This window comes from Staphylococcus arlettae (assembly GCF_002902345.1).
GTDB classification, from domain to species: Bacteria; Bacillota; Bacilli; order Staphylococcales; family Staphylococcaceae; genus Staphylococcus; species Staphylococcus arlettae.
In genome coordinates this window covers 243,025-267,259 of sequence record NZ_PPQB01000012.1, presented here as the reverse complement: position 1 = coordinate 267,259, position 24,235 = coordinate 243,025, and the positions used below count along the sequence as shown (strand labels likewise).

General features: G+C 34.7%; 25 protein-coding genes. 15 read left to right on the top strand and 10 right to left on the bottom strand.

What is annotated here, in order from left to right:
• Position 1: 1 nt before the first annotated feature.
• The 4 genes from CD036_RS07235 to CD036_RS07220 form a co-directional block, all read right to left on the bottom strand.
• Positions 2-349: a MerR family transcriptional regulator gene (locus CD036_RS07235; protein ID WP_002510378.1), complete on the bottom strand. Its 348-nt coding sequence runs from the start codon at positions 347-349 to the stop codon at positions 2-4.
• 173 nt (positions 350-522) lie between these two features.
• A complete protein-coding gene (locus CD036_RS07230) occupies positions 523-843 on the bottom strand; it encodes a hypothetical protein (protein ID WP_002510377.1) in 321 nt (106 codons plus the stop codon).
• 32 nt (positions 844-875) lie between these two features.
• Complete coding sequence (locus CD036_RS07225; RefSeq protein WP_002510376.1) at positions 876-1,634, bottom strand: SDR family oxidoreductase; 759 nt, start codon at positions 1,632-1,634, stop codon at positions 876-878.
• 217 nt (positions 1,635-1,851) lie between these two features.
• Positions 1,852-3,318, bottom strand: coding sequence for an Msr family ABC-F type ribosomal protection protein (locus CD036_RS07220; RefSeq protein ID WP_103388311.1), 1,467 nt, complete (start codon positions 3,316-3,318; stop codon positions 1,852-1,854).
• A 451-nt stretch (positions 3,319-3,769) separates the two neighbouring features.
• Here CD036_RS07220 and isaB point away from each other — a divergent pair, with 451 nt between their 5' ends.
• Positions 3,770-4,342, top strand: a complete 573-nt coding sequence (isaB, locus tag CD036_RS07215; protein WP_103388310.1) for an immunodominant staphylococcal antigen IsaB family protein — start codon at positions 3,770-3,772, stop codon at positions 4,340-4,342.
• Between the two features lie 296 nt (positions 4,343-4,638).
• On the opposite strand, the gene CD036_RS07210 is transcribed toward isaB, so the two are convergent.
• Complete coding sequence (locus CD036_RS07210) at positions 4,639-5,394, bottom strand: DeoR/GlpR family DNA-binding transcription regulator (RefSeq protein WP_172606408.1); 756 nt, start codon at positions 5,392-5,394, stop codon at positions 4,639-4,641.
• Between the two features lie 201 nt (positions 5,395-5,595).
• Here CD036_RS07210 and CD036_RS07205 point away from each other — a divergent pair, with 201 nt between their 5' ends.
• From CD036_RS07205 to arr, 13 genes are all read left to right on the top strand, one after another.
• Positions 5,596-7,050, top strand: coding sequence for a CoA-acylating methylmalonate-semialdehyde dehydrogenase (locus tag CD036_RS07205; RefSeq protein WP_103388308.1), 1,455 nt, complete (start codon positions 5,596-5,598; stop codon positions 7,048-7,050).
• 15 nt (positions 7,051-7,065) lie between these two features.
• Positions 7,066-7,884: a 5-deoxy-glucuronate isomerase gene (gene iolB, locus CD036_RS07200; RefSeq protein ID WP_103388307.1), complete on the top strand. Its 819-nt coding sequence runs from the start codon at positions 7,066-7,068 to the stop codon at positions 7,882-7,884.
• A gap of 15 nt (positions 7,885-7,899) precedes the next feature.
• Complete coding sequence (gene iolC, locus CD036_RS07195; protein WP_021459540.1) at positions 7,900-8,859, top strand: 5-dehydro-2-deoxygluconokinase; 960 nt, start codon at positions 7,900-7,902, stop codon at positions 8,857-8,859.
• A gap of 12 nt (positions 8,860-8,871) precedes the next feature.
• The gene (gene iolD, locus CD036_RS07190; protein WP_103388306.1) at positions 8,872-10,785 is read left to right on the top strand and encodes a 3D-(3,5/4)-trihydroxycyclohexane-1,2-dione acylhydrolase (decyclizing); all 1,914 of its coding nucleotides are present in this window, start codon (positions 8,872-8,874) and stop codon (positions 10,783-10,785) included.
• Between the two features lie 16 nt (positions 10,786-10,801).
• Positions 10,802-11,821, top strand: a complete 1,020-nt coding sequence (locus CD036_RS07185; protein ID WP_103388305.1) for a Gfo/Idh/MocA family protein — start codon at positions 10,802-10,804, stop codon at positions 11,819-11,821.
• A gap of 10 nt (positions 11,822-11,831) precedes the next feature.
• Positions 11,832-12,731 (top strand): myo-inosose-2 dehydratase, encoded by a 900-nt coding sequence (gene iolE / locus CD036_RS07180; RefSeq protein WP_103388304.1) that lies wholly within the window; start codon positions 11,832-11,834, stop codon positions 12,729-12,731.
• Positions 12,732-12,771: 40 nt separating this feature from the next.
• Positions 12,772-14,361, top strand: a complete 1,590-nt coding sequence (locus CD036_RS07175) for a solute:sodium symporter family transporter (RefSeq protein ID WP_021459536.1) — start codon at positions 12,772-12,774, stop codon at positions 14,359-14,361.
• Between the two features lie 10 nt (positions 14,362-14,371).
• Positions 14,372-15,370, top strand: coding sequence for an inositol 2-dehydrogenase (gene iolG, locus CD036_RS07170; RefSeq protein WP_197272602.1), 999 nt, complete (start codon positions 14,372-14,374; stop codon positions 15,368-15,370).
• Positions 15,371-15,397: 27 nt separating this feature from the next.
• Positions 15,398-16,237 carry a class II fructose-1,6-bisphosphate aldolase gene (gene fba / locus CD036_RS07165; RefSeq protein ID WP_021459534.1) on the top strand — a complete coding sequence of 280 codons (840 nt, stop codon included), beginning with the start codon at positions 15,398-15,400 and terminating at the stop codon, positions 16,235-16,237.
• Positions 16,238-16,263: 26 nt separating this feature from the next.
• Positions 16,264-16,653, top strand: a complete 390-nt coding sequence (locus tag CD036_RS07160) for a tautomerase family protein (RefSeq protein ID WP_002509967.1) — start codon at positions 16,264-16,266, stop codon at positions 16,651-16,653.
• A gap of 315 nt (positions 16,654-16,968) precedes the next feature.
• On the top strand, positions 16,969-18,003 hold the full coding sequence (locus CD036_RS07155) for an SRA domain-containing endonuclease (protein ID WP_103388303.1): 1,035 nt from the start codon (positions 16,969-16,971) through the stop codon (positions 18,001-18,003).
• A 119-nt stretch (positions 18,004-18,122) separates the two neighbouring features.
• A complete protein-coding gene (locus CD036_RS07150) occupies positions 18,123-18,659 on the top strand; it encodes a DUF805 domain-containing protein (RefSeq protein ID WP_103388302.1) in 537 nt (178 codons plus the stop codon).
• A 162-nt stretch (positions 18,660-18,821) separates the two neighbouring features.
• Positions 18,822-19,247 (top strand): NAD(+)--rifampin ADP-ribosyltransferase, encoded by a 426-nt coding sequence (arr, locus tag CD036_RS07145; RefSeq protein WP_002509964.1) that lies wholly within the window; start codon positions 18,822-18,824, stop codon positions 19,245-19,247.
• An 86-nt stretch (positions 19,248-19,333) separates the two neighbouring features.
• On the opposite strand, the gene CD036_RS07140 is transcribed toward arr, so the two are convergent.
• The 5 genes from CD036_RS07140 to CD036_RS07120 form a co-directional block, all read right to left on the bottom strand.
• A complete protein-coding gene (locus tag CD036_RS07140; protein ID WP_103388301.1) occupies positions 19,334-19,726 on the bottom strand; it encodes a (deoxy)nucleoside triphosphate pyrophosphohydrolase in 393 nt (130 codons plus the stop codon).
• 42 nt (positions 19,727-19,768) lie between these two features.
• Complete coding sequence (locus CD036_RS07135; RefSeq protein WP_103388300.1) at positions 19,769-20,143, bottom strand: nuclear transport factor 2 family protein; 375 nt, start codon at positions 20,141-20,143, stop codon at positions 19,769-19,771.
• A gap of 222 nt (positions 20,144-20,365) precedes the next feature.
• Complete coding sequence (locus tag CD036_RS07130) at positions 20,366-21,259, bottom strand: NAD(P)/FAD-dependent oxidoreductase (RefSeq protein WP_103388299.1); 894 nt, start codon at positions 21,257-21,259, stop codon at positions 20,366-20,368.
• 67 nt (positions 21,260-21,326) lie between these two features.
• Complete coding sequence (locus CD036_RS07125; RefSeq protein ID WP_103388298.1) at positions 21,327-21,707, bottom strand: RrF2 family transcriptional regulator; 381 nt, start codon at positions 21,705-21,707, stop codon at positions 21,327-21,329.
• A 285-nt stretch (positions 21,708-21,992) separates the two neighbouring features.
• Positions 21,993-22,610, bottom strand: a complete 618-nt coding sequence (locus CD036_RS07120) for a TetR/AcrR family transcriptional regulator (RefSeq protein ID WP_103388297.1) — start codon at positions 22,608-22,610, stop codon at positions 21,993-21,995.
• Positions 22,611-22,768: 158 nt separating this feature from the next.
• On the opposite strand from CD036_RS07120, the gene CD036_RS07115 reads away from it, so the two are divergent.
• Positions 22,769-24,058 carry a YhgE/Pip domain-containing protein gene (locus tag CD036_RS07115; protein ID WP_103388296.1) on the top strand — a complete coding sequence of 430 codons (1,290 nt, stop codon included), beginning with the start codon at positions 22,769-22,771 and terminating at the stop codon, positions 24,056-24,058.
• The last annotated feature ends 177 nt before the right edge of the window (positions 24,059-24,235 follow it).

Below are 24,235 nucleotides of genomic sequence, written 5' to 3'. Positions count from 1 at the left end.
GTTATTCGCTTTCCAATAATTCGAATTTTTTATCTAACACTTGAAGTGCTTCATCTATAAGTTTTTTTTGTTCTAATAAATTTTTTTGATGTTTTAAAAAAATGTCTCTACGCTTCATTTTGGTAGAGCTTCCTTGATGATACAATTCGGCAATTTCTTTTAATTTTGATATAGGCATATGTGTCTGACGCATGCATTTTATAAATTCAATCCAATATAAGTCTTCTTCGGAAAAGTCTCTATAGCCATTTTTATTTCTCGCCACGAATGGAAAAAGTCCTGCTTTATCATAGTAGCGAATGGTATGTTCGCTGATGCCTAAATTATCTGCTACTTGTTTTACTCGCATAATTTTCCTCCTAAAAAAGGCTAGGACATCATTGATTCGTCCCAGCCGCGTGTCATATTGTCAGTAGATGACAGTACTAAAATTGCGCCCCAAATTAAGCTTTTTTAATTCCAGTCATTTTATCAGTGTGAGATGACGAAATCTTTTTAATTTCTGTCCCAACCCCTTTGTGTTTATTTAATAAGTTGGGAAAGTAAATCGTCATAGTTATTATGAATGATAGCTTCAAAGCCAAATGTTGATTCCATATCATCTTTTAATGTTTCTACAGTGATATAACCTATGCGTTCAGGGTCATCTATTTGTAAGCCAATGCGTTGAATATCATTGTGGAATAAATTATTTTGATGAGATAGTTCTATGATTTCATTAGCTAAAGATTTCACGTAATCATTGTTCGATAAAGATACGTTTTTGTCGTCTAGCACACTTTCTTCTGAAATAATTTTGATCTCTGTTTCATTTCCTTTATATAGTGCTAAAAAGTAATTCATATCAAAATGGCCTCCCTAGTGTTTAAAATTATCTAACGTGTCGTATAACCACCATTTGCAAATAAGGTTTGTCCGTTGATCCACCAACCATCTAAAGTTAAAAAAGTAATAATCGGTGCAATGTCTTCGATATTAGTCAGTTGATTATGGAGTGCTTGGGATTTATGGAATGCCACAGCATCTTCACCTTCTTGAGGATAGAAGAAAGGTGTGTCCATTGGACCAGGCGCTACTGCATTAACAGAAATCCCTCTATCCATAAACTCTGCTGATGCTGCACGAGTATAATGCTCGACAGGTGCTTTCCCTCCAGCATAAGTTGAATAGAAACCTGTATAAGCAGCTAGCAATGCGGTAGCTATGGTGATGATTTTACCATTATCATTCATCGACTTCTCAGCATATTTTATAAAGAAATACGCTGATTTTGCGTTGATGTCTGACATGCTATCAAATTCGGCTTCAGTCGTTTCAGCAATCGGTTTTTTCAGTACTTTTCCTACGGTATTAATTGCGATGTCAATTTTTCCAAAGGTGTTTTCAGCATGTTGAAATAATGCCTGGACATTATCAACTTTAGTTAAATCACCAGAGAATAGTGTGCCTTGACCCCCTAAATCTTCGACTTGTGACAGTGTAGCTTTTGCATCGGCTAACGAATGTTCATCGTGATGATGGATTACTATTTTAGCGCCTGCTTTAGCATACGTAGTACTTAATAAGCCACCAAGGTTTTTAGCACCACCAGCAATAACTACAACTTTGTCTGTTAAGCTATTAAATTTGCCCATATTATATAACCTCCTTTGAATATATTACAAGCATAAACCTTAGAGCGCGATATCAAGCAAGCGCTTATTGAATATTTCTAATTATGCTTAAGGGAGGTAGTAATATCGTGTCAGTAAATAAAACAAAGGCACATACAAAATGTATGTGCCTTAGCCTGTAATTTTATGTTAGTGCACTTCTCGCAGAAGTGGGCCAAATCACTGCCAATATTATAAATTAAGTTACATCATAAATGGACTGTTTTGTTAGTTCCCATTTTTTGTCTGCTACATGCTCAACAAATCTGCTATCATGTGACGTGAATAAAATGATACCTGGGTATTTATTCATAAACAATTCTAATGCTTCTAATGTTTTAATGTCTAAAAAGTTAGTGGGTTCGTCTAAAATTAATACATTCGCTTGTGTTGAAAACAACACTGCTAACGATAATTTAGTGCGTTCGCCACCACTCAAAACTTTACAAGAACGCGTAAGTGCTTCATTTAACCCTAAATTATTTAAAATAGCTCTACTAAAAGATTCGGATGAATCCGTTTCATCCATTAAATATTGTAATAAAGTAACGTCACGCATGTCTTCATAAGCAAGTTGACGGTAATAAGCTATTTGTATTTTGGGAGAACACTCAATACCCTCTATTTGCTGATAAATAGCTTCAAGTAAAGTTGTCTTACCGGCACCATTTGCACCGACTAACGCTATATTTTTGCCATAAGGTATTTGAAAGCGTACATGCGACAACAATGTTTGATTGCCTTGTCTTAATGTTAGATTTTGTGCAATGATTGGATAATTATTATGAATATCATAAATGTTATTGTGTGGAAAATGGAAGCCGTGTTCATTTTGTGGTTTTTCGACTTCTTCTAAATGTTCTATTCTTTTTTCAATGTGTTTCGCTTGTTTTTGAGCAGCTTTCTCCACTGATCCTTTTTGTTTTGAAGCACTTAAACGATCGGGTTCTATACTTTTGTTTTTTTGTTTTAAAGATGCTTGGGACATCTGTTGCGCCTGTTTTCGTTTAGCTTTACTAGCTTGGTATAACCTTTGTTTCTCACTTATATATTGTTCATATTGACGTTGTTGTTCTAACTGTTCTTGTTCGCGCTGTTGTTGATATTGTGAATAATTCCCTTTGAACACTCTGATTGTACCGTCTGCTTGTATATCCCATATGGTGTCAGCGATTTGATCTATGAGCGCTCTGTCATGACTCACTACAATTAACGTGCCATAATAATATTTTAAAATATTATAAAGATAATCTTTACCATAGTTATCTAAATGATTCGTAGGTTCATCTAAAAGTAAGATTGGACTATAATTCGATAACACATTAGCTAATTTATATTTAGCTTTTTCTCCACCACTCATACTGTCAGTGGTATGCATAGGAATCCCGAGTTCACTCATTAAGCTACCATCTAAGGTGTCAAAATCATTTTCCACGTCCATGTTAAGTTGTTCAAAATATTGAACAGCACCGTCAGTTTCAACAGTTCCTGATTCAGGTACAATTTTTTGAGCAATCATATTGAGTAACGTAGTTTTACCTGTACCATTACCTCCAATCAATGCTATTTTTTCAAATTGATAAGCATATAGGTGCTCAATGTGAAGTGATCGCGAATCTGTTAATTTATGAATGATGTGGTGAAATTTTATTGTATATTGTTCCATGTTTATACACTCCTTGTAATGTTAAAGGACGTGTACGCAAAAAATGAGACAGGCCTCTCCCGTCTCATTCACATTACACTTTCGGTCGCATAAAATTATTGCGATGCTATTGTATTTGAAAGTGTTATTATTCCTAGCGAAGGATAAAAAATGACATACGTCACCTATGAGTGTGTATTGCGGACAGCCTTTTTTGAATTAATTTAGTTTTGTATTCAAAAAAGTTTGTCTTAGTCTCATAGAAGCTGTCATTTTAATTCTCCTCTCCTGTAATGTAGTGACATCACTATAACATTTTATAATGTGTTTTACAATATAGCTATAAAAACAAAATTCGTTTTCAATTATCAATAAAATTTATATTTACTTGCAATTATAGCAAATAAGCGTACTATTAAAGTGAATAATTACACTCTGCCAATTGAGATATTATAAACAGGAGTGATTTGCTATGAAAAAGGTAATGCAGTTATTTTCATCAACTGTTGTTGTCTCAACGCTTATTGTAGGTACTTCAGCAGCATACATTACGACTAGTAATGCTAATGCACAAGCAGCAGAACAAGTTCAAAAATGGGGATATGGTGAAGGTGGTGCTAGTAGTGAAAGTGGTACTAATTTAAAAGCGGAAACACCGTGGTATAACTATGAGGGATATACAACTTATGATCCTTCGTTTACTCAAGATTATAACTTTGTCCGTGCTTTGAAATATGACAATGTATCGATCAATGGCTATAAAGTAGATCCAAACGCTTCAAATGAATTCGATCATTCAAAAACAGTGTATGATACTACTGTTAACTTTAATGAGAACGATGAAGTAGTAATGTTACGTTTTGATACTAAGCCTGATACGATTTCTAAAAAAGTTTTTAAACAAGCTCATGAAAGTAATGCAATTTTGGCAGAAGGTGATACCCCAGGGGATGTAGGTACTTTTATTCGATATGAAACTAATGATAGCTATTATAATGTTTATTTTGATAAACAAGGTTACTTGTATCAAATTGAAATTCATTAATGATAGCAAAATATTGTTTCATCAATGTAGACCCAGATAACAGTGGATTTGAGTATCACTAAATTGTTAATTGATAAATCACTATGATAAAAATGGGCGAAAATTTCGAGAGGTGAAGAGGAGACTGTTAAAGTCTTCTCTTTTTTAGTTAAGTAATGATGGTATGTAAATATCAAAAAAAGCTAGGTATCAAGTGTGTTTGTACTTGATTCCCTAGCTTTTTTGAGAAATGACTTAAACTCTTTAATTGTAAAAACGTATAGTTACAAACGATTGATGAACTTTAAGCATTAATATTAAAAGTGAACTGTGATGTTTTGGTCGTGACAATAATCATTAATATCATTGGGAGGGATTTTATCAGTGAAAATCTTACTAATACTATTTAAAGGACAGTAGGTTAATAAAGTGGATTTTCCCATTTTACTGTAATCAGCTAAGACATAAGTTTCTTTTGATTTACCTGTAATATATTGTTTGATTAAATTTTCTTCCATTTCAGAATTGGATAGTCCATTTTGGACATTGATACCCGTTGCTGCCATAAAGGCCTTACTAATGTTGAATTTTTCTAACAGCATATTAGCGCTAATACCTATAAAGGATCGCGTGATAGGTTTGTATTTCTCACCAATAATATATAATGTGACGTACTCAAACTGTGATGCTTTATTCATTATGTCTAAGCTGTTAGTTATTATCGTAAACGGTAAGTTTTTATCGACATAATCTAATATATGTATTGTTGTAGTACCTGTATCAATATAGATAATGTCATAAGCTTCAATTTCTTTAGCTGCAAGTTTACCGATACGTTTTTTAGATTTATAGTTTTTAACATTTCGTTGGTAATAATCCACAGTTCTATGATTTTCTTCAATAAGTTCGATACCGCCGTATACCTTTTTTACGACATTCATATCCACAAGTTGATTAATGTCACGTCGAATCGTGTTGGTTGAAACATTAAAAGTCTCACGCAACTCATCTATTGACGCTGTTTTATTATTTTTTATGAAAGTTTCAATTTCATAAATACGTTTAGATTTCATATATGATTCCCCCATTTATTACAATATACCCAATTTAAGTTGTATAAACAACCTAAAACTAAAACAGTTACTCAAAAGTTGACATTATTCTAACGTTATTATAAGATGTTTTCAACAAGTAACCAATAGTTAACCAAAAAGTACTTATTGTCTGACTATTTTTGTAAGCGGTTACTCATAAAATGATTGGAGGATTTTATAATGGCAGAAATCTTAAAGAACTATATTAATGGTGAGTGGAAAGCATCTGAGAGTACAGAAACTTTGGATGTATTAAACCCTGCAACTAAAGAAGTTGTTGCAAAGGTACCCGTATCTACACGTAAAGAGTTAGATGAAGCGGCACAAATAGCACATGAGGCTTTTCAAGAATGGAAAGAAGTTGCTGTTCCGAAACGTGCGCGTTTGCTATTTAAGTTACAACAATTACTCATAGATAATAAAGATGAACTCGCAGCAATCATTACTAAAGAAAATGGTAAAAATACAACTGAAGCATTAGGTGAAGTACAACGTGGTATTGAAAATGTTGAATTTGCAGCAGGTACACCATCATTAATGATGGGTGATTCGTTATCAAGTATTGCAACGAATATTGAAGGTACAAGCTATAAATATCCTGTAGGGGTTGTTGGTGGAATTACGCCATTTAATTTCCCAATGATGGTGCCATGTTGGATGTTCCCGATGGCGATTTCGTTAGGTAATACCTTTGTAATTAAACCATCAGAAAAAACACCGTTATTAGTTAACAAACTAGCTGAATTAGTTGAAGCTGCAGGCTTCCCTAAAGGTGTATTCAATGTTGTTCATGGCGCACATGATGTGGTTAATGGCATTTGTGAAAATGAACATATTAAGGCCGTGTCATTCGTTGGTTCTAAACCAGTTGGCGCGTATGTGTATAAAAAAGCAACAGAGAACTTAAAACGTGCGCAATGTTTAACAGGTGCTAAAAATCATACGATTGTCTTAAACGATGCCGATATTGATACAGCTGTTAAAGATGTTATCGGTGCAGCATTTGGTTCAGCAGGTGAACGTTGTATGGCTGCAGCTGTCATTGCAGTACAATCTAATGTTTATGATGAATTTAAAGAAAAATTAGTGCAGGCATCTAAAGATATTGTCATTGGTAATGGCATTGAGGACAATGTATTTTTAGGTCCAGTTATCAGAGAAGAAAATAAAGCGAAGACATTACAATATGTAGATGAGGGTGTAAAAGAAGGTGCTAAATTAGTGCTGGATGGTAGAGATGGTAACAATGAAGATGGATATTTCGTTAAACCAACCATTTTCGAAGATGTTACAACGGATATGAAGTTATGGCAGGATGAAATATTTGCGCCTGTATTATCGCTTGTTAAAGTAGATAGTTTAAAAGAAGGCATTGCTTTAGCTAATCAATCTGAATTTGCCAATGGTGCTTGCTTATTTACTGATAGTGCTTCATCAATCAGATACTTTAGAGAAAATGTTGATGCAGGCATGTTAGGCATTAACTTAGGTGTCCCTGCACCAATGGCGATTTTCCCATTCTCAGGTTGGAAATCTTCGTTCTACGGTTCATTACATGCTAATGGTAAGGATAGTATTGAATTTTATACTCACAGAAAAGTTGTTACAGCACGTCACGGAGAACCACAATTTTAAGGAGTGAAGATAGAAATGGCTCATTTATTAAATAAACCTGTACATCATCCATTAAGTGATGATGTACAAGTCATTCACGATTTGCAACCCAATGATATTAATCTAGATTATATCGGCTTGAAAGTACTAGATATTAAAAGCGGTGGCAATTATGAGGAAGCAACAGAAGATTTTGAATTATGCATTGTAGCCTTAACAGGTAAAGTTACAGTGTCAGATGGTACTAATACATTTGAACATATCGGCACGAGAGATTCTGTATTTGAAAAAATTCCAACAGATAGTGTCTACATTTCAAAACAGCATAATATAACAATAGAGGCTGTTACAGATGCAAGAGTCATTTTATGCTATGCACCTGCGGATGAAGTTCGAGAGACACAATTGATACCTGCAAGTGAAAATTCAATTGAAGATAGAGGGAAATATTCCAACAAACGTCATGTACACAACATTTTACCAGATACACATAAAGCGAGTGAGAAATTATTAGTTGTAGAAGTGTATACAGATCAAGGTAATTGGTCTAGCTATCCGCCACATAAACATGACCAGGATAATTTACCTAATGAGTCATTATTAGAAGAAACCTATTATCATGAAATGAATCCACGTACTGGTTTTGTATTTCAAAGAGTGTATACAGATGATTTATCACTTGATGAAACAATGGCAGTTGAAAATAGTGATGTAGTGATAGTTCCTAAAGGCTATCATCCAGTAGCTGTCCCAGATGGTTATGATGGCTATTATTTAAATATTATGGCAGGGCCTAAAAAGGTTTGGAAATTTTATAATCAACCAGACCATGAATGGATTATTGATCGTAAATAAAAGGGGTGCTCGTAAATGGCTAATAAGAAACATATCGTAGCAATAGGTCGTGCTGCAGTCGATTTAAATGCAAAAGAAATTAATAGACCCATGGAAGAAACATCAACATTTAGTAAATATGTGGGTGGTTCTCCAGCAAATATCATGATTGGTGCTGCAAAGCTAGGATTAGACGTTGGCATGATTGCCAATGTCTCTGATGACCAACATGGTCGATTTGTCACAAATTACTTTAATGAAGTCGGTGTTGATACATCACAAATTCATGTCGATGAAGAAGGACATAAAATTGGTTTAACTTTTACTGAAATTAAAAGTCCTACAGAATCTAGCATTTTAATGTATAGAGAAGCAGTTGCAGACTTATTTTTAGCTCCAGAACATGTAGATGAGTTATACATCAAAAATTCGGAATATTTGCTCATTTCTGGAACGGCTTTAGCACAATCACCTTCGAGAGAATCTGTGTTAAAAGCACTAGCACTTGCTAAAAAACATGATGTTAAAGTGATTTTTGAATTAGATTATCGTCCATATAATTGGAGAAATACAGAAGAAACGTCAATCTACTATGAATTAATTGCTGAACAAGCAGATGTTGTTATTGGTACAAGAGATGAATTCGACATGGTTGAACGTTATCAAGCATTGTCAGACCAAGAGATTAGCAACGTGCTATTCACTAAAAACCCTAATTTAGTAGTCATCAAACATGGTGTACAAGGCTCATTTGCATTTGATAAAGCCGGAAATATATATGAAGGTATAGCCTTTAAAGCAAATGTTGTCAAAACATTTGGTGCAGGAGACTCATATGCCGCAGCCTTTATTTATGCATATGTTAAGGGCAAAAGTGTGGAGGAAGCACTGCAATATGGTGCCGCATCAGCAGCAATCGTAGTTAGTAGTCACAGTTCATCAGAAGCTATGCCTACTGTAGAAAAAATCGAAGACTTAATTAAAGAACAATCTTAAGGTGGTGCAAAAATGGTCAATACGGTGAGATTAACGACAGGAGAAGCAATCGTTAAGTTTTTAACACAACAATATATTTATGTTGATGGCGAAGAAACACGTTTTGTAGAAGGTGTAATGAATATCTTCGGACACGGTAATGTACTTGGTATGGGTGAAGGATTATCAAAATATCAACAGGAATTGAAAATTATTCAAGGTAAAAATGAACAAGGTATGGCACATACTGCGATTGGCTTTAGTAAACAAAGGCTAAGAAAGAAAATTTTTGCAGTGACGAGTTCTGTTGGTCCTGGTTCTGCCAATGTTGTAACAGCTGCAGGTACTGCGGCAGCCAATCATATCCCTGTACTATTTCTTCCTGGAGATACGTTTGCGACACGTCAACCAGACCCAGTATTACAACAAATAGAAAATCCCCAAAGTATTGGTATAACAACAAATGATGCGCTTAAACCATTATCTAGATATTTTGATTGCATTACACGACCAGAACAAATTATGTCAGCACTTATTAGAGCATTTGAAGTAATGACCAACCCACAGACGGCAGGACCAGTTACATTGGCATTAAGTCAAGATGTGCAAGGTGAAGCGTTTGATTTTCCAGAAACCTTCTTTGAAAAGCGTGTCCATTATGTAGATAGATTAGAGCCGTCTGAACGTGCGATTGAGCTTGCTAGTAACATATTGAAAACTGCTAAAAAGCCATTAGTCATCGTTGGCGGTGGTGCTAAGTATTCTGAAGCACAAAAAGAAATCAAACAACTGATTGAAACGCACAACATTCCTATGGCTGAAACACAAGCTGGTAAATCAACAATTGAGGCTTCTCATCCATTAAATTTAGGTGGATTAGGTGTGACAGGTAATTTAGCGGCTAATATCTATGCTAAAGAGGCTGATGTCATTGTTGGTATAGGCACGAGGTACTCCGATTTTACAACGAGTTCCAAGACCGCTATTAATTTCGACACTGCAAAATTGATAAATATTAATATCAATAGGGTGGATGCATACAAGTTAGATGCAACACAAGTCGTAGGTGATGCGAAAGTGTCAGTGCTTAAACTCAAGGATGCATTAAATGACTATCAATTCGATATAACAGACCTAGTTTCTGATATTAAACAGCAATGGTCAAATGAACGTGCGAGATTGGCGACTGTCAATATTAACAGTGACGATTTTACACCTGAAATTGCGGATCAGTTTGATCAAGCCAAAATGAAACAATATGTGGAAGCATTACAAACTGAGTTGCCACAAACAAATGCGTTAATTGAAGTGAATAACACGATTGCACCAGATGCAATCATTGTTGCCGCAGCAGGTTCCTTGCCAGGTGATTTAGAACGATTATGGGAAACAGATGCGTTCAACACATACAACATGGAATATGGGTATTCGACGATGGGCTATGAAATTGCTGCCGCAGTAGGTGCGAAAATTGCAGAACCTAATAAAGAAGTTTATGCACTCGTCGGTGATGGTAGCTTCCTTATGTTGCATACCGAACTCATAACAGCACTGCAGTATAACTGTAAAATCAATATTATTTTATTTGATAATAGTGGCTTTGGCTGTATTAACAACTTACAAATGGGCAATGGAAGTGAAAGCTTCTGCACAGAGTTCACAGATTATAACGGTCAACCACTAAATATAGACTATCAAAAAGTGGCTGAAGGTTATGGTGCCAAATCTTATAAGGTGAATGATACGAAGTCGTTAGCAACAGCGATTGAGCAGGCTAAGCAAGAGACTAAATCTACGTTGATTGACATTAAAACGTTGCCTAAAACTATGACAGACGGCTATGAGTCCTTTTGGAATGTCGGAGTTTCTGAGCATAGTGACAAACCTTCAATAAAAGAAGCATTTTCACAAAAAGCACAAACAATGAAAACAGCGAAACATTATTAAGATAGGTGGTACAACTATGACAAAGATAAAAATAGGACAAGTCGGTCTTGGTAGATTAGGGCAAGTGCATGCTTCCAATATAGTAAATCATGTTAAAAATGCCGAATTATATGCCGTTGCAAGTGTAGTGGATGCGGAACTCGCATATGCAAAAGATCAATTAGGTGTTCAACATTGTTATAAATCATACAATGAAATGATTGGAAATGATGAATTAGATGCTGTCGTTATAGTATCACCGAGTGGTTTTCATGCCGTGCAAATCACGCAAGCACTTGAAAAAGGTTTGCATGTGTTCTCTGAAAAACCCATTGGTTTAGAGTTAGAACATATTAAACAAGTCGTAACTGAGATTGATAAGCATCCAGATAAAGTCTTTCAATTAGGCTTTATGCGCCGTTTCGATGAATCGTATTTATATGCCAAAGAAGCTGTAGACAATGGTGACCTAGGTAAAATTACAGCAATGCGCTGTTACGGTATTGACCCAAGTGCAGGTCTTGATAGCTTTATTCAATTTGCCAAAAACAGTGCCAGTGGTGGAATCTTTTTAGATATGTCGATCCATGATATCGATTTAGTAAGATGGTTCACTGGCTCGGAATTTAAAAGCGTTTATTCCCTAGGAAATAACATCGCCGCACCTGAATTATCTGATTGTGAAGAGTTAGAAACGGGAGCATGTTTATCAGAACTTGAAGACGGAACCATTGCTTACTTTTTAGCTGGTCGTAATGCGCAGCACGGTTATCATGTCGAAACGGAAATTATTGGTACTGAAGGTATGATTCGTATCGGTAATGCACCGGAAAAAAACTTAGTAACACTATATGATAAAAACGGTGTTGTTAGACCTACTTCAGGCCATTTTCCTGAACGATTTAAATTTGCATTTGTAAATGAATTAAATACCTTTGTGAATTCAATTCAGAATAAAGAACAATCAACTATTACTGGTGTGGACGGCTTGAAAAGTACAGAAGTTGCCATTGCTATGCAAGAATCATTTGAGTCTAAACAGATAATTAAGTTATGAGGTGAATAAAATGACTAGAAACATTCGTTATGCATGTGCACCAATTGCATGGACAAATGATGACATGCCTGAATTAGGCCATGAAAATTCATTTGAACAATGTATTAGTGAAATGGCATTAGCAGGATATGAAGGTACTGAAATAGGCAATAAATATCCGAAAGATGCCGAAGTATTAAAGGATTATTTAGAGGCACGGGGATTATCAGTAGCAAGTGCGTGGCTTAGCTTATATTTAACATCTGCTCCTTATGAAGTAACGAGACAGGCATTTATTGAGCATAGAGATTTCTTACATGCACTTGGTGCTAAAGTAATCGTAGTGTCAGAGCAAGGTAACAGTATTCAAGGAAAGTTAGATAAAGCCTTATTTAAAGATAAGCCGATTTTTACTGAAGCAGAATGGATACGCTTGATAGACGGTTTGGAAAAATTAGGACAATTAGCTCATGAGAAAGATATGGAAATTGTGTATCACCACCATATGGGGACAGGTATACAAACAACAGCAGAAATTGATGAGTTAATGAAGAGAACAAGCAAAGATAATGTTTCCCTACTATTTGACACTGGTCACCTTTTGGTATCTGGAGAAGATCCTCTAGCAATATTTAACAAGCATGAAGATCGAATTAAGCATATTCATTTTAAAGATGTGAGACAAGAAGTAAAAGCAGCAATAGAAAAAGAACAACAATGTTTTTTAGAAGGTGTAAGAAAAGGTATGTTCACTGTACCAGGAGACGGCATTATTGATTTTGAACCCATTTTAAATAAAATATACAACTCAAATTATAGTGGTTGGATTGTAGTTGAAGCCGAACAAGATCCATCAATAGCTAATCCATTTAAATACGCCAAAAAAGCAAAAGAATACATGTCTAATATTTGTAATAACGTAGTTATATAACAGGTTAGAGTGATCTATACCTCAAGGGAGGGAAATTGCCGTGAGTTTATTTGCAGGGATTTCATTTATAGTAGTAATACTGTTAGTAGGGTTGTATGCATTTTTAAGAAGTAGAAAAATTAACACTAAAAACTCTGATGGATACTTCATGGGTGGTAGAAGTTTAACCGGTTTTACAATTGCTTCTACTATCATTATGACAAATCTATCTACAGAACAAATAGTCGGTCAAAACGGTCAAAGTTTTATGGCCGGTATGGAAGTTATGGCATGGGAAGTAACAGCAGCAGTAGCCATAGTAATATTGGCGCTGGTATTTTTACCAAGGTATTTTAGATACGGTGTAGATACGATATCAGATTTTATTGAACTGCGATTTGATACGTTTACTAAGCGATTGGTATCATTATTATTCATATTTACATATGTTGTGTCATTTTTACCAGTTGTTTTATATTCAGGTGCACTTGTATTTAATAAAATATTCAATATTAGTGAAATGTTAAATATAAGTGATATGACGGCTGTGGTACTTATATCAACATTTATCGGAATTTTCGGAATAATTTATTTGTTTATCGGTGGTCTGTCATTAAGTGCACACAGTGATTCTATATATGGTATTGGACTCATTATAGGAGGACTCGCCATACCTGTCTTAGGTTTGATTCTCTTTGGTAATGGTAGTCTGTTACATGGATTTGATAAAGTTGTGCAAAACACACCGGAGAAATTAAATTCATTAGGTGCAATAGACTCTGATATCGTACCTTGGCCAACATTATTCTTTGGTATGTTTTTCAATAATTTATTCTTTTGGTGTACTAACCAAATGATAGTTCAAAAAGCATTAGCAGGTAAAAACCTCAAAGAAGCGCAAAAAGGGGCTATGTTTGTCGGCATATTTAAAATTTTTGGCGCATTATTCTTAGTATTCCCAGGAGTACTTGCTTTTAATATGTTAGGCGATAAAGTCACAAATCCTGATAATGCATATCCTATGTTAGTAAATGAAGTATTACCAGGTTGGGCTTATGGGTTGTTTGGTGCAGTGATTTTTGGAGCAATTCTTAGTTCATTTGTAGGGTCATTAAATAGTACAGCAACTTTATTCTCTCTAGATTTTTATAAATCAGTAATTAATAAAGAAGCTACAAATAAACAAGTGTCTAGAATGGGAAGAATCGTAACGATACTTGTCGGCGTTGTTGTAGTAATTATAGCGCCAATGATTTCAATCTTCCCACAAGGTTTGTACGCTGTAGTTCAAGAATTTAACGGTATTTACAATATGCCATTATTAGTATTAATACTAGTAGGATTTTTCGTTAAAAGGACATCACAGCAAGGTGCTAAAGTGATGTTTATTTTACACATTATTATGTATGCGCTTTCAAAAGTATTGTTAACAGACATACACTACTTATATGTATTAAGTGTATTATTCTTTATTGATTTATTCATAGTTCTATTATTTAACAAATGGAAACCATCGGATGAATTTGATTTCAATGTAAATTACGCAAAAGTAGATATTACACCGTGGAAATATAGATATGTAGTTGGTGCGATTATCGTAATAGTAGTAATTGGTACTTATATCTTATTTTCACCACTAGGTATAGCTTAAAAGGAGGAAAATTATGACACTTACATTTGGAGTAATTGGTGCTGGTAGAATTGGACAGTTGCATATCAGCTATTTGCAGACACATAAAGATGTAAAAATTAAATGGATTTCGGATTTAAACTGCGACAAGATGGAAGAATGGATTGCACAAGCAGGTATTGAAAATAAAACTAAAGATCATAGAGACATTATTAATGATCCAGAAGTTGATGCGATAATTATTTGTTCTCCAACAGATACACATGTAGATATTATTAAAGAAGCATCAGCACAAGGTAAACATATCTTTTGTGAAAAACCTATCAGTATGTCCTTGGAAGAAGCAGAAGAAGCGGTTGAAGCGGTTAAAAAATCTAACATAAAGCTTCAAATGGGCTTTAATAGAAGGTTTGATAAGAACTTTAAACAACTACATTCTATTTTGAGTGAAGGAGAATTAGGTCAAATTCAAACATTAAGAATTACGTCGAGAGATCCAGAGCCACCACCAATTGAATATATCAAGCGTTCTGGTGGGTTGTTTATGGATATGACGATTCATGACTTTGATATGGCACGCTACTTAATGCAATCAGAAATCGTAGAAGTGTATGCTTCAGGTGATGCTTTGGTTAATCCTGAAATCGCAGAATATGACGATATTGATACGGCACTAATTACACTGAAATTCGAAAATGGCTCAATTGCTATGATTGAAAATTGTCGTAGAAGCGTTTATGGCTATGATCAACGTATCGAAATTTTAGGTGATAATGGCGCGATTGATGTAGGAAACGAGCAATCTTCAACGTTAAATTATCATCGTGTAGATGGTATTAGAAGAGATAGTCCACCTTATTTTTTCCTAGAAAGATATAGCGATGCATATAAAGTAGAGATGAATGATTTTATAGATGCTATTCTCAATGATACAGACGTTTTATGTTCAATTGAAGACGGCTATAAAGCACAACAAATCGCTTTAAAATGTCAAGAGTCACTAAAAACGAATCAACCCCAAAAATTATAAACAGGTAGAAAGGTGGGACGCTCATAAATGAAGTCATTTATACAACAAGCCAAGGATGAACAATATGCGATACCTCAAATTAATGTCAATGGATTAATTTGGATTGAAAGTATTTTGCAAGCTGCTGAAGATACACGTTCACCTATTATTGTAGGAACTACCGATAAAGTTATTGAATTTCTAGGTGGATATCAATTTATATGTTCAGTCATTAAAGACAAAGTGAAGGCTATGAACATAACTGTCCCTGTTATTATTCATTTAGATCATGGTTTAACCGTAGACAACTGTAAAAAGGCAGTAGATGCAGGCTATGATTCTGTCATGTTTGATGGTTCGAAGTTACCGATTGAAGAAAATATAAAACAAACTAAAGAAGTTGTCGATTATGCACATCAACATAATGTTCTAGTTGAAGGTGAGATAGGGGCAATTGGTGGTAATGAAGATGGTGTTATTGGCAATGTTAAATATGCAGATTTTAATGACTGTTTGAGATTGGCAAAAGAAACACAGCTAGATACGTTGGCGCCAGCACTAGGTTCTGTACATGGAAAGTATCAAGGTGAACCCAATTTGGGCTTTGCAGAAATGAAAGAAATACAAAATGCGTTAGATCTACCCTTAGTATTACACGGTGCGTCAGGCATCTCAGATGAAGATTTATTAAAAGCCATACATTTAGGTCATGCCAAAATTAATTTTAATACTGAAATTAATATTGCATGGAGTAATCAATTAAGACAAACACTCAATGAAGATACATCGTTGTTTAACCCACAACAAATTTTAAATCCCAGCAAAGAAATTATCAAAACTACGGTTAAAGCTATTATTCATAAATGCACATCGCAAAATCGTGTCTAAAAATGTTAAAGAAGGGACGTGGCCCTATGCCGTTAATGAAAATTGATGTAATAAAAGGTCGCACACAAACAGAAATTCAACAAATATTAGATATTTCTTATGATGTCATGCTAACAACATTTAATGCGCCATTAGGTGACAGATATCAAATCGTCAATCAACATGAACCTTACGAAATGCAAATCTTGGATACAGGCTTAGGCGTCACACGTACAGAGGAAGTGGTTGTTTTCACTATTATTACTAGACCAAGAACACAACAACAAAAACTATCATTCTATGAAACCTTAGTAAGTGAACTGCATAGTCAATTAGGCATACGTAAAGCAGATATTATGTTTAGCTTAATAGAAAACACTGACGATGATTGGAGCTTCTTTAATGGTGAAGCCCAATTCTTAAATGGTGCGCTGTAATCATTTCATTATTACCTTTCGAATTAAGGTGACGTAGCGCTCCTTAGCCAAACAAGTAAATAACCCATACCAGTACTAGGATACTTATTTCCAGATTTATACAGGAGATAAGTATTCTAGTTTTTTTATGTGAGGGGCAATGTTAATGTGTATACCCTGAGTTCTATGCAATAAGATAAAAGTTTTCCATGACATTAAGTATTATATTTAGAAGTAGAAAAAAGTGTTAAATTATATGTTAAAATCCTAAGTAATAAAAGACTTTTTAAATGAAATTAAATATTATTATAATCATTTAGAAGTTCGATTAATTAAATGGTGACAATTGATGGTTTTATAGATAAAGGGGCGTATAGTGTGGAACAATGGCTAACGAAACAAGAAGTAAAAAAAGCTTTAAAAATTGATGATGGGGCATTTAAAAAATGGAACGAACATGGAAAAATTATAACCGTCAAATCACGTAAGTATTACTATGATGAACAAGAACTTAATCAGTGGTTGAAACAAAACAGAGGACCAATAAGCCAATTGAAAGTTGGTAATATATACAATAATCAAGTTATTCAAGATATATTTAAATGTTCTGGTCAAGGTGGTATGAGACGCTCACATTTAACTAATGCACTTGTATTGTTTTCAGATCACTCAAAAAATCAGCCTATTTATGAGGATAAAAGTTATATTGATGAGCATGGAAACCAAATAATGCATTATACAGGTATGGGACAACAGGGGGATCAAGACCTTAAATCAACTCAGAATAGAACATTACTTGAATCAAATGATTTGAGTATAAAAGTATATTTATTTGAAACATTTGATTCAGGTCAGCATACTTTTCGAGGAGAAGTAAAATTGTGTGCTACTCCTTATACAGAGCAACAAAACGGCAGGAAAGTTTATATTTTCCCACTCTCTTTCAATGATAATGAGTATGTTATACCAGAAACATTCTATAAAGATAAAGAGATACAACAAGAAAATCAGGCCTATAAACTAGGAAGTGAAGAATTATATCAACGTGCGAAAAAAGCTAAAAAGGTCGGACAGAGGAAAGCATATACGACGGTATATGAAAGAAATAACTATGTTGCTGCCCATGTGAAAGAACGTGCAGACGGGTATTGTGATTTGTGTGGTGAACCTGCGCCCTTTAAAGATAAAAATGGTAAACCTTATTTGGAATGTCATCATGTAATTTGGTTGGCAAAACAAGGTGAGGATAGTATTGATAATGCCGTTGCTTTAGACCCTACATGTCATAGAAAAATGCATGTATTAGGCTTAGAAAATGATGTGGAATTATTACAAACTAAAATAAAACAATATAAAGATAAAGGAATGTAATGATTGAATATTTCTATAGAGTATTTAAATATAATTAAAATTTAAAAATTTTAAAATTAATTTGTAATGAATAATTATTATTTGTATACTGTTAGTAACAAGTTGTGAGGAGACAAACTATGAACAGTTTACCAATACAAATTATGCAAAGTTACATGGCATTTTGGACCCGTTTTCTAGATGTTAAAGGGAGAGCATCACGTTCTGATTTTTGGCATCCTTTTTGGATTAACTTTTTAATAACTTCATTGTTAGGGATATTTTCAGTGGGTACGCTCAGTAGTGTTTTTGCACTTTTCTTAATCATCCCTACTTTTACAGTAAAAGTGAGACGGTTACATGATTCCAATCGTACTATGCTGTTAGCTATTATTTCACATATCAGTGGTTTCATTACAGCTTTTGGGACTATCGTTTTTGTGTTAGGTATTATCGCAGTTGCTACTCAAACTGAAACAATAGGTGTGCTCAAAGCTTTAGTGTTGGCTGGTGTGTTTGGTACATTGTTTGCTGGATTAGTCACACTTTATACGTGGATAGTATTGATTATGCGTGGGAATAAAAAGCCAAATAGGTATGGCGCAGGTGGAAGTTGTCAAGTTGAGGCAGCGCAAAACGTAGTATCGACTGAAGTAGAGCATTCTAGTAATAGCTAATATACATTGTTGCAACCATCAGGAATGTTTACATATTGTCAGATAAATAAAAACTATTCCTCTGCACTTTAATTATACTATAAATATGTAGAAAGTTGCAGTCTACTATTTATAACATTTACATACTATACTAGATGCAATCTAGTGTTAAGGAGTGGTGTTATGGATGAGCAACTCAAAGCGTTTGAAAACACGCTGTATTTTCACGGAACTAAAGCGAGGTTAGCTGTCGGCGACTTATTGCAACCTGGATTTAAGTCGAATTTTAAAGATATTACCTTAAAGCATATTTATTTTACTGGCACATTGGAAGCAGCAAAGTGGGGAGCAGAATTAGCTACGGCTAAAGGTGAAGAAGACCAAGAACGGATATATATTGTAACGCCTTTGGGAGATTTTGAAGATGATCCTAATGTGACTGATCAAAAATTCCCAGGCAACCCAACTCGTTCATATCGTTCAACAGCACCACTTAAAATTGTAGCTGAATTAGCTGATTGGGAAAGACACTCTGATGAAGAAATCAATAAGATGCTAGCAGGTTTAGAAGCATTACGTGCAGCAGGTAAAGATGTGATTATAGACTGAACAAATGAAAAGAGACTGAGACGAATCCATTTTGTCCCAGTCTTTTGCTATAGCAAGATAATATTAATACGATGAACATATACAACCTAATAAAACTGACTGATCATATTCACAGTTGAAATATCTGCGGGTGCCCATGCTAATTGTTGGAGTTCGGTGATATTGAGCCACTTCATCGCTTTGTGTTCAGTTAAAGTAGGGGCTTGTGTTTGTAAAGTACAATGATATGAATGGAGATGTACAACACCAAAATCATAGTCATAAGTAGTGGTGGTAATCTTATCTTCGACCACAATGTCACATAATAGCTCTTCCTTAATTTCACGTTTCAAAGCAGTACTTTTAGATTCTCCAGGTTCGACTTTGCCACCTGGGAATTCCCATAATAAGGGTAAAGACATCGAGTCACTGCGTTGGGCACAAAGTACTTGTTGGTCAGCGATAATGACAGCCGCTACCACTTCAATATGTTTTTTCACAGTTTCACACCTCATTTGTGTAGTTAAATAGTCACTACTATATTATTGCCCGGAAAATAATTGAGCATCATTTGGTTTATTTTCTAAATAAGCAATCATTCCATTTTCATTGATACGCGCAATATCAACACCTTCTTGCGTATAGACGCCTGACTCAAAACGATTACCACAAATAGCCCACTGAGTTTGGAATGACCCATCTTCTTGCTTGATCCAGCCGTTGTGCATGTGTTTTAAATCTTTATTGGTTTGAAAGACACTTCGTACAAAGTTTTGCCACGCTGTTTTACCCTGAAATGATTTGCCGTTTAATACGAACACAATATCTTCACTAAACAAGTCTGTTAATTGTTGGAAACTTTCTTCACTGTAGCGTGCTTCATCAAAGAGTATGAAATAATCATCTAATATTTGCATTGTAATACCTTCTTTTTTATGTTTTTCGAACTAATATAGTGTTAGTTTATTATAGATATATAGTACCGGCACAGTGATATGCCTAAAAAGTTATAGGTGATGTTGTTTTGATAGTCATTCTTATGTCGAACGTTATCCTATAACGGCAGCGATTTTTAAAATAATCTCCTATAAAAACCAAGGTAAACACATGAACTGTGTCTATCTTGGTTTTTAATGTTCTTAATCATTGTCTACAATCAATTGCATTGCTACGAATTTGGCTACTGTATTACCGCTCGAAGCGGCATCAATAAGTTGCGATGGCATGATGTCTTTAGATTCGCCTACTACAAAAACACCGGGAACAGAAGTTTCACCGAAATTGTTAGTTGTGAGACGGCCATTGTCTTCACGTTGTAATTGCAATGGTTGTAAAAAGTCAAAATAAGAATTAACTTCAATACCAATCAAGCCACCGTCACGATTGATTGATGTACCATCAGCAAAGGAAACGGCAGTTAATTGACCTTCTTTATGTTGGAATTCTGTTATAGCACTAGTGATGAGGTGGATACCTTTACTATTTAAATAAGCTTTATCTTCATCATCTAAGGAAGCATCATCAGCTACGTGCACTACAATATCTTGGGACCAATTGAGCACGAGCTTGCTCATATGTCTAACTTGAGCAGCTGGCACAGAAACAATGAGTGAACGATTACGTAATTCATAGCCATCACACCAAGGACAGTAAAATAGAGATGTGCCATAACACGCTTGCGTCCCTGTAATATCAGGTAATATTTCTTTTAAGCCCATGGCTAATATGAGTTTACGTGCATAATATGTTGTTGTTTCAGTTTGAATTATAAAATGATCAGTTGCTTGTTCGACATGTGTCACAGTGTCTAATACACGTTGTACATGTTCATATTTATTAACATCTTGCTCGGCATTGCTGCGTAATGCTTCTGGTGAGATACCGTCTTGAGTAAGATATGCGTGAGATGCTTGCGTCACTTTATTTCTAGGATTATTATTGTCTATCACTAATGTTGTTTTTAAGGCGCGACCTAAAGTGAGCGCACTTGCTAAACCTGCAGGGCCGCCACCTATAATAATAACATCAAACATTGTATAACCACCTTTTCGTATATTAGAGAGTCTTAATATCTATAATAGGAACAAAAAAAGATTTAACTTATATTAAATCTTTTAAAGTTTTTTCTTGTAATGCTTTAGTCATTTCATCTTCAGCAGAGACAATAATTTTTTGAATCTTGCATTCAGGACCATGATTAAAACTGTCTTCAAAGGCACTTTGATGGCCGTCTATGGCAGTGATAATCGAATAAATTGAAATATCTTCCCATTGCTGAACTAACGAATAACCACCTCTAGCACCAGATGATGATTTAATGACATTAGCTTTTGTTAGTTGTGTCAGTATTTTAGATAGATATGTTACTGAGACATTTAATTTTTCTGCTAATGTTTGTACATTGACTGCTTGTGATGATTGGGTAGCAATTAAATACGCGAGTGCGTGTAAAGCATAGTCTGACCCCTTCGTAATTTTCATGTGTAAACCTCACTATTATAGATATTTAATGTCTATAATAGCTACTTTATAATTATTTTGCAAGAAAAAAATTTTGATAACTAATATACAAGTTAAAGGGGCAATGTGCTAAGGGAGTGAAAATGTTAAGGTGTCATGAGTACGCTATCCAGTTAGGAGTTTTGGTTATAGAAGGTACTGACAAGTCATTTATATGGTCTAGAGGTTTCAGTTAGTTCTTTCTCATTTTTAAAATTATAAATTAACAACTCTCGATAACAAAATCATTATCGAGAGTTATTAGTATTAAATACCATCAATTTTGAATTGTTCTTTAGCCATCAGTCGTAATGGCCCATTAAAGACGATTTTAAATAGGTTATCTACTAATTCATTTGGCGGCATTCGCAAATCATCTTGCACCCAGTATTTTATAAAGGATAATAGGGCACCAACGACATAACTGTGAAAGTAATCAATCGGAATGCCGTCGATATTACCATTTGGTGCTAGGTTCGTGGACATATTGTCATACATCAATTGACTTATTTTCTCTTCTAGCTGGCTGCGGCGTTCGAGTCGGAAAAGTGTTTGGTAAAATTCAGCATTATCATTGATATGATAAATTACTTTTTTGAGCTTTTTTTCGGTAAAGAGACGCGCAAATTCCGTAACGTCCATACCTACATAAAAGTCGTCGGTAGTAAGTAATGTTGAAGAGAGTTGAGCAAAGTATTCATTTTCCATATCACTCAGTAATAAATATTTATCTTCATAATGTAAATAAAATGTACCACGATTCACATCAGCGGCAGTGGTAATATCACGTACTGTAATTTTATCTAAGTCTTTGTGACGTAATAGGTCGATAAAGGCTGATTTAATGGCAGTACGTGTTTTTCTGACGCGTCTATCTTCGGCCATAGTTAACACCTCTTTGTAGTTAATAGACAATTCCGAACTACATGTTCAATAAAGGACGAATAGCTGTATATTGCATATTGTATAATTTATACCACCTATTATAATAGACTGAGTAATGGATATGCAACACTGTGTTCATGAATAAGGAGGTATAAAGAATGAATATTTTTAAAAATAAACTATTATGGTTAGCACCAATAGTTGCGATTATTTTATTTTTGATATTTTCAATCGCCTTTTATCCTGCGTTTAATCCTAAACCTCAAGATATACCAATTGCTATCGTTAATCATGACAAAGGCACTGACATACAAGGGAAAAATATCAATATAGGAAAGCAATTAGAAGATAAGTTACTGAATAGTGATAAAGACACTGTAAAATGGATTCAAGTTGATGATGAAGATGATTTGAAACAAGGTATGAAAGACCAAAAATACTTTGGAGCAGCAATAATTGAAAAAGATTTTTCGCAACATGCAATGAGTAAAACACAGCAAGTTGTAATGACTGCGAAAAAAGAAGAAATGCAAGATAAAGTAAAATCTGGTGAAGTGCCACTAGCTCAGGCTAAACAAATGCAACAACAAATGGCACAAGGTGGAAATGACAACACGGCTAAACCTGAACAAGCACACTTTAAAACTATCGTAAATCAAGGTGCAGGTACGCAAGCCTCCCAAATTGTGTCTCAAGTGCTGAAAGGTATGGGGGACAACGTTAATCAAAATATTTCGAAACAGGGTTTAGCATCATTAGAAAAACAAAATGTTGAGGTGCCAGCTAAAGACATTCAAAAATTAACACAGCCGGTAAAAGTAGACAATCAACAAGCGAATAAAGTTGGTGATCACCAGGCTGGTGGTAATGGACCATTCTTAATGTTTATGCCAGTTTGGATGGGTTCAATAGTAATTTCTGTACTGTTATTCTTCGCATTTAGAACGAGTAATAATATTGCTATTCACCATCGTCTTATTGCAGCGCTAGGCCAAATCGTTATGGCTGTTGTTACTGCCTTAATTGGTGCATTTGCGTATGTTTATTTTATGCAAGAGGTGCTAGGATTTGATTTTAATGATGCCAATACGACAGCACTATTTATTGCCTTGGCAATTATGGGGTTTGTCGGATTGATTTTAGGAACGATGACATGGTTAGGTATGAAATCTGTGCCCATCTTCTTTATATTAATGTTTTTCAGTATGCAATTAGTAACATTGCCACAACAAATGTTACCAGAGTTCTACCAAAAATATATCGTAGGTTGGAATCCATTTGCACACTATGCTAATTCACTCAAAGAGATACTCTACTTGGATGGTAATATTCAATTAGATGCAACAATGTGGATGTTCATTGGATTTATGATTTTTGGTGCAACCTCAACACTTATAGCTGCAGCAATCCGAAAACATAGTACGAAACGAACAGAAGTACCATCATAAGTTTAAGAAAAGTGGGGTAGAAATCTACTTTGATGCTGAGCATTGAAGAAAGGTTGATTCGAAGCGTTTTTCAGTGCGATAACCTACTCACTATATATTAAGAGGCTGGGACGTATTTAATTCGTCTCAGCCTCTTTTTGATGATTAAAACTCTTGACTGTTAAATATTTTAAGTGA

Coding starts and splice junctions, on each gene's coding strand:
- CD036_RS07130 (WP_103388299.1), bottom strand. CDS start 21,259: ATGTTTGATGTTATTATTATAGGTGGCGGCCCTGCAGGTTTAGCAAGT.
- iolE (WP_103388304.1), top strand. CDS start 11,832: ATGACTAGAAACATTCGTTATGCATGTGCACCAATTGCATGGACAAAT.
- iolB (WP_103388307.1), top strand. CDS start 7,066: ATGGCTCATTTATTAAATAAACCTGTACATCATCCATTAAGTGATGAT.
- CD036_RS07155 (WP_103388303.1), top strand. CDS start 16,969: ATGGTGACAATTGATGGTTTTATAGATAAAGGGGCGTATAGTGTGGAA.
- CD036_RS07185 (WP_103388305.1), top strand. CDS start 10,802: ATGACAAAGATAAAAATAGGACAAGTCGGTCTTGGTAGATTAGGGCAA.
- CD036_RS07115 (WP_103388296.1), top strand. CDS start 22,769: ATGAATATTTTTAAAAATAAACTATTATGGTTAGCACCAATAGTTGCG.
- CD036_RS07225 (WP_002510376.1), bottom strand. CDS start 1,634: ATGGGCAAATTTAATAGCTTAACAGACAAAGTTGTAGTTATTGCTGGT.
- CD036_RS07135 (WP_103388300.1), bottom strand. CDS start 20,143: ATGCAAATATTAGATGATTATTTCATACTCTTTGATGAAGCACGCTAC.
- arr (WP_002509964.1), top strand. CDS start 18,822: ATGGATGAGCAACTCAAAGCGTTTGAAAACACGCTGTATTTTCACGGA.
- CD036_RS07210 (WP_172606408.1), bottom strand. CDS start 5,394: ATGAAATCTAAACGTATTTATGAAATTGAAACTTTCATAAAAAATAAT.
- fba (WP_021459534.1), top strand. CDS start 15,398: ATGAAGTCATTTATACAACAAGCCAAGGATGAACAATATGCGATACCT.
- CD036_RS07160 (WP_002509967.1), top strand. CDS start 16,264: ATGCCGTTAATGAAAATTGATGTAATAAAAGGTCGCACACAAACAGAA.
- CD036_RS07230 (WP_002510377.1), bottom strand. CDS start 843: ATGAATTACTTTTTAGCACTATATAAAGGAAATGAAACAGAGATCAAA.
- CD036_RS07150 (WP_103388302.1), top strand. CDS start 18,123: ATGAACAGTTTACCAATACAAATTATGCAAAGTTACATGGCATTTTGG.
- CD036_RS07220 (WP_103388311.1), bottom strand. CDS start 3,318: ATGGAACAATATACAATAAAATTTCACCACATCATTCATAAATTAACA.
- CD036_RS07205 (WP_103388308.1), top strand. CDS start 5,596: ATGGCAGAAATCTTAAAGAACTATATTAATGGTGAGTGGAAAGCATCT.
- iolC (WP_021459540.1), top strand. CDS start 7,900: ATGGCTAATAAGAAACATATCGTAGCAATAGGTCGTGCTGCAGTCGAT.
- CD036_RS07235 (WP_002510378.1), bottom strand. CDS start 349: ATGCGAGTAAAACAAGTAGCAGATAATTTAGGCATCAGCGAACATACC.
- isaB (WP_103388310.1), top strand. CDS start 3,770: ATGAAAAAGGTAATGCAGTTATTTTCATCAACTGTTGTTGTCTCAACG.
- CD036_RS07125 (WP_103388298.1), bottom strand. CDS start 21,707: ATGAAAATTACGAAGGGGTCAGACTATGCTTTACACGCACTCGCGTAT.
- CD036_RS07120 (WP_103388297.1), bottom strand. CDS start 22,610: ATGGCCGAAGATAGACGCGTCAGAAAAACACGTACTGCCATTAAATCA.
- iolD (WP_103388306.1), top strand. CDS start 8,872: ATGGTCAATACGGTGAGATTAACGACAGGAGAAGCAATCGTTAAGTTT.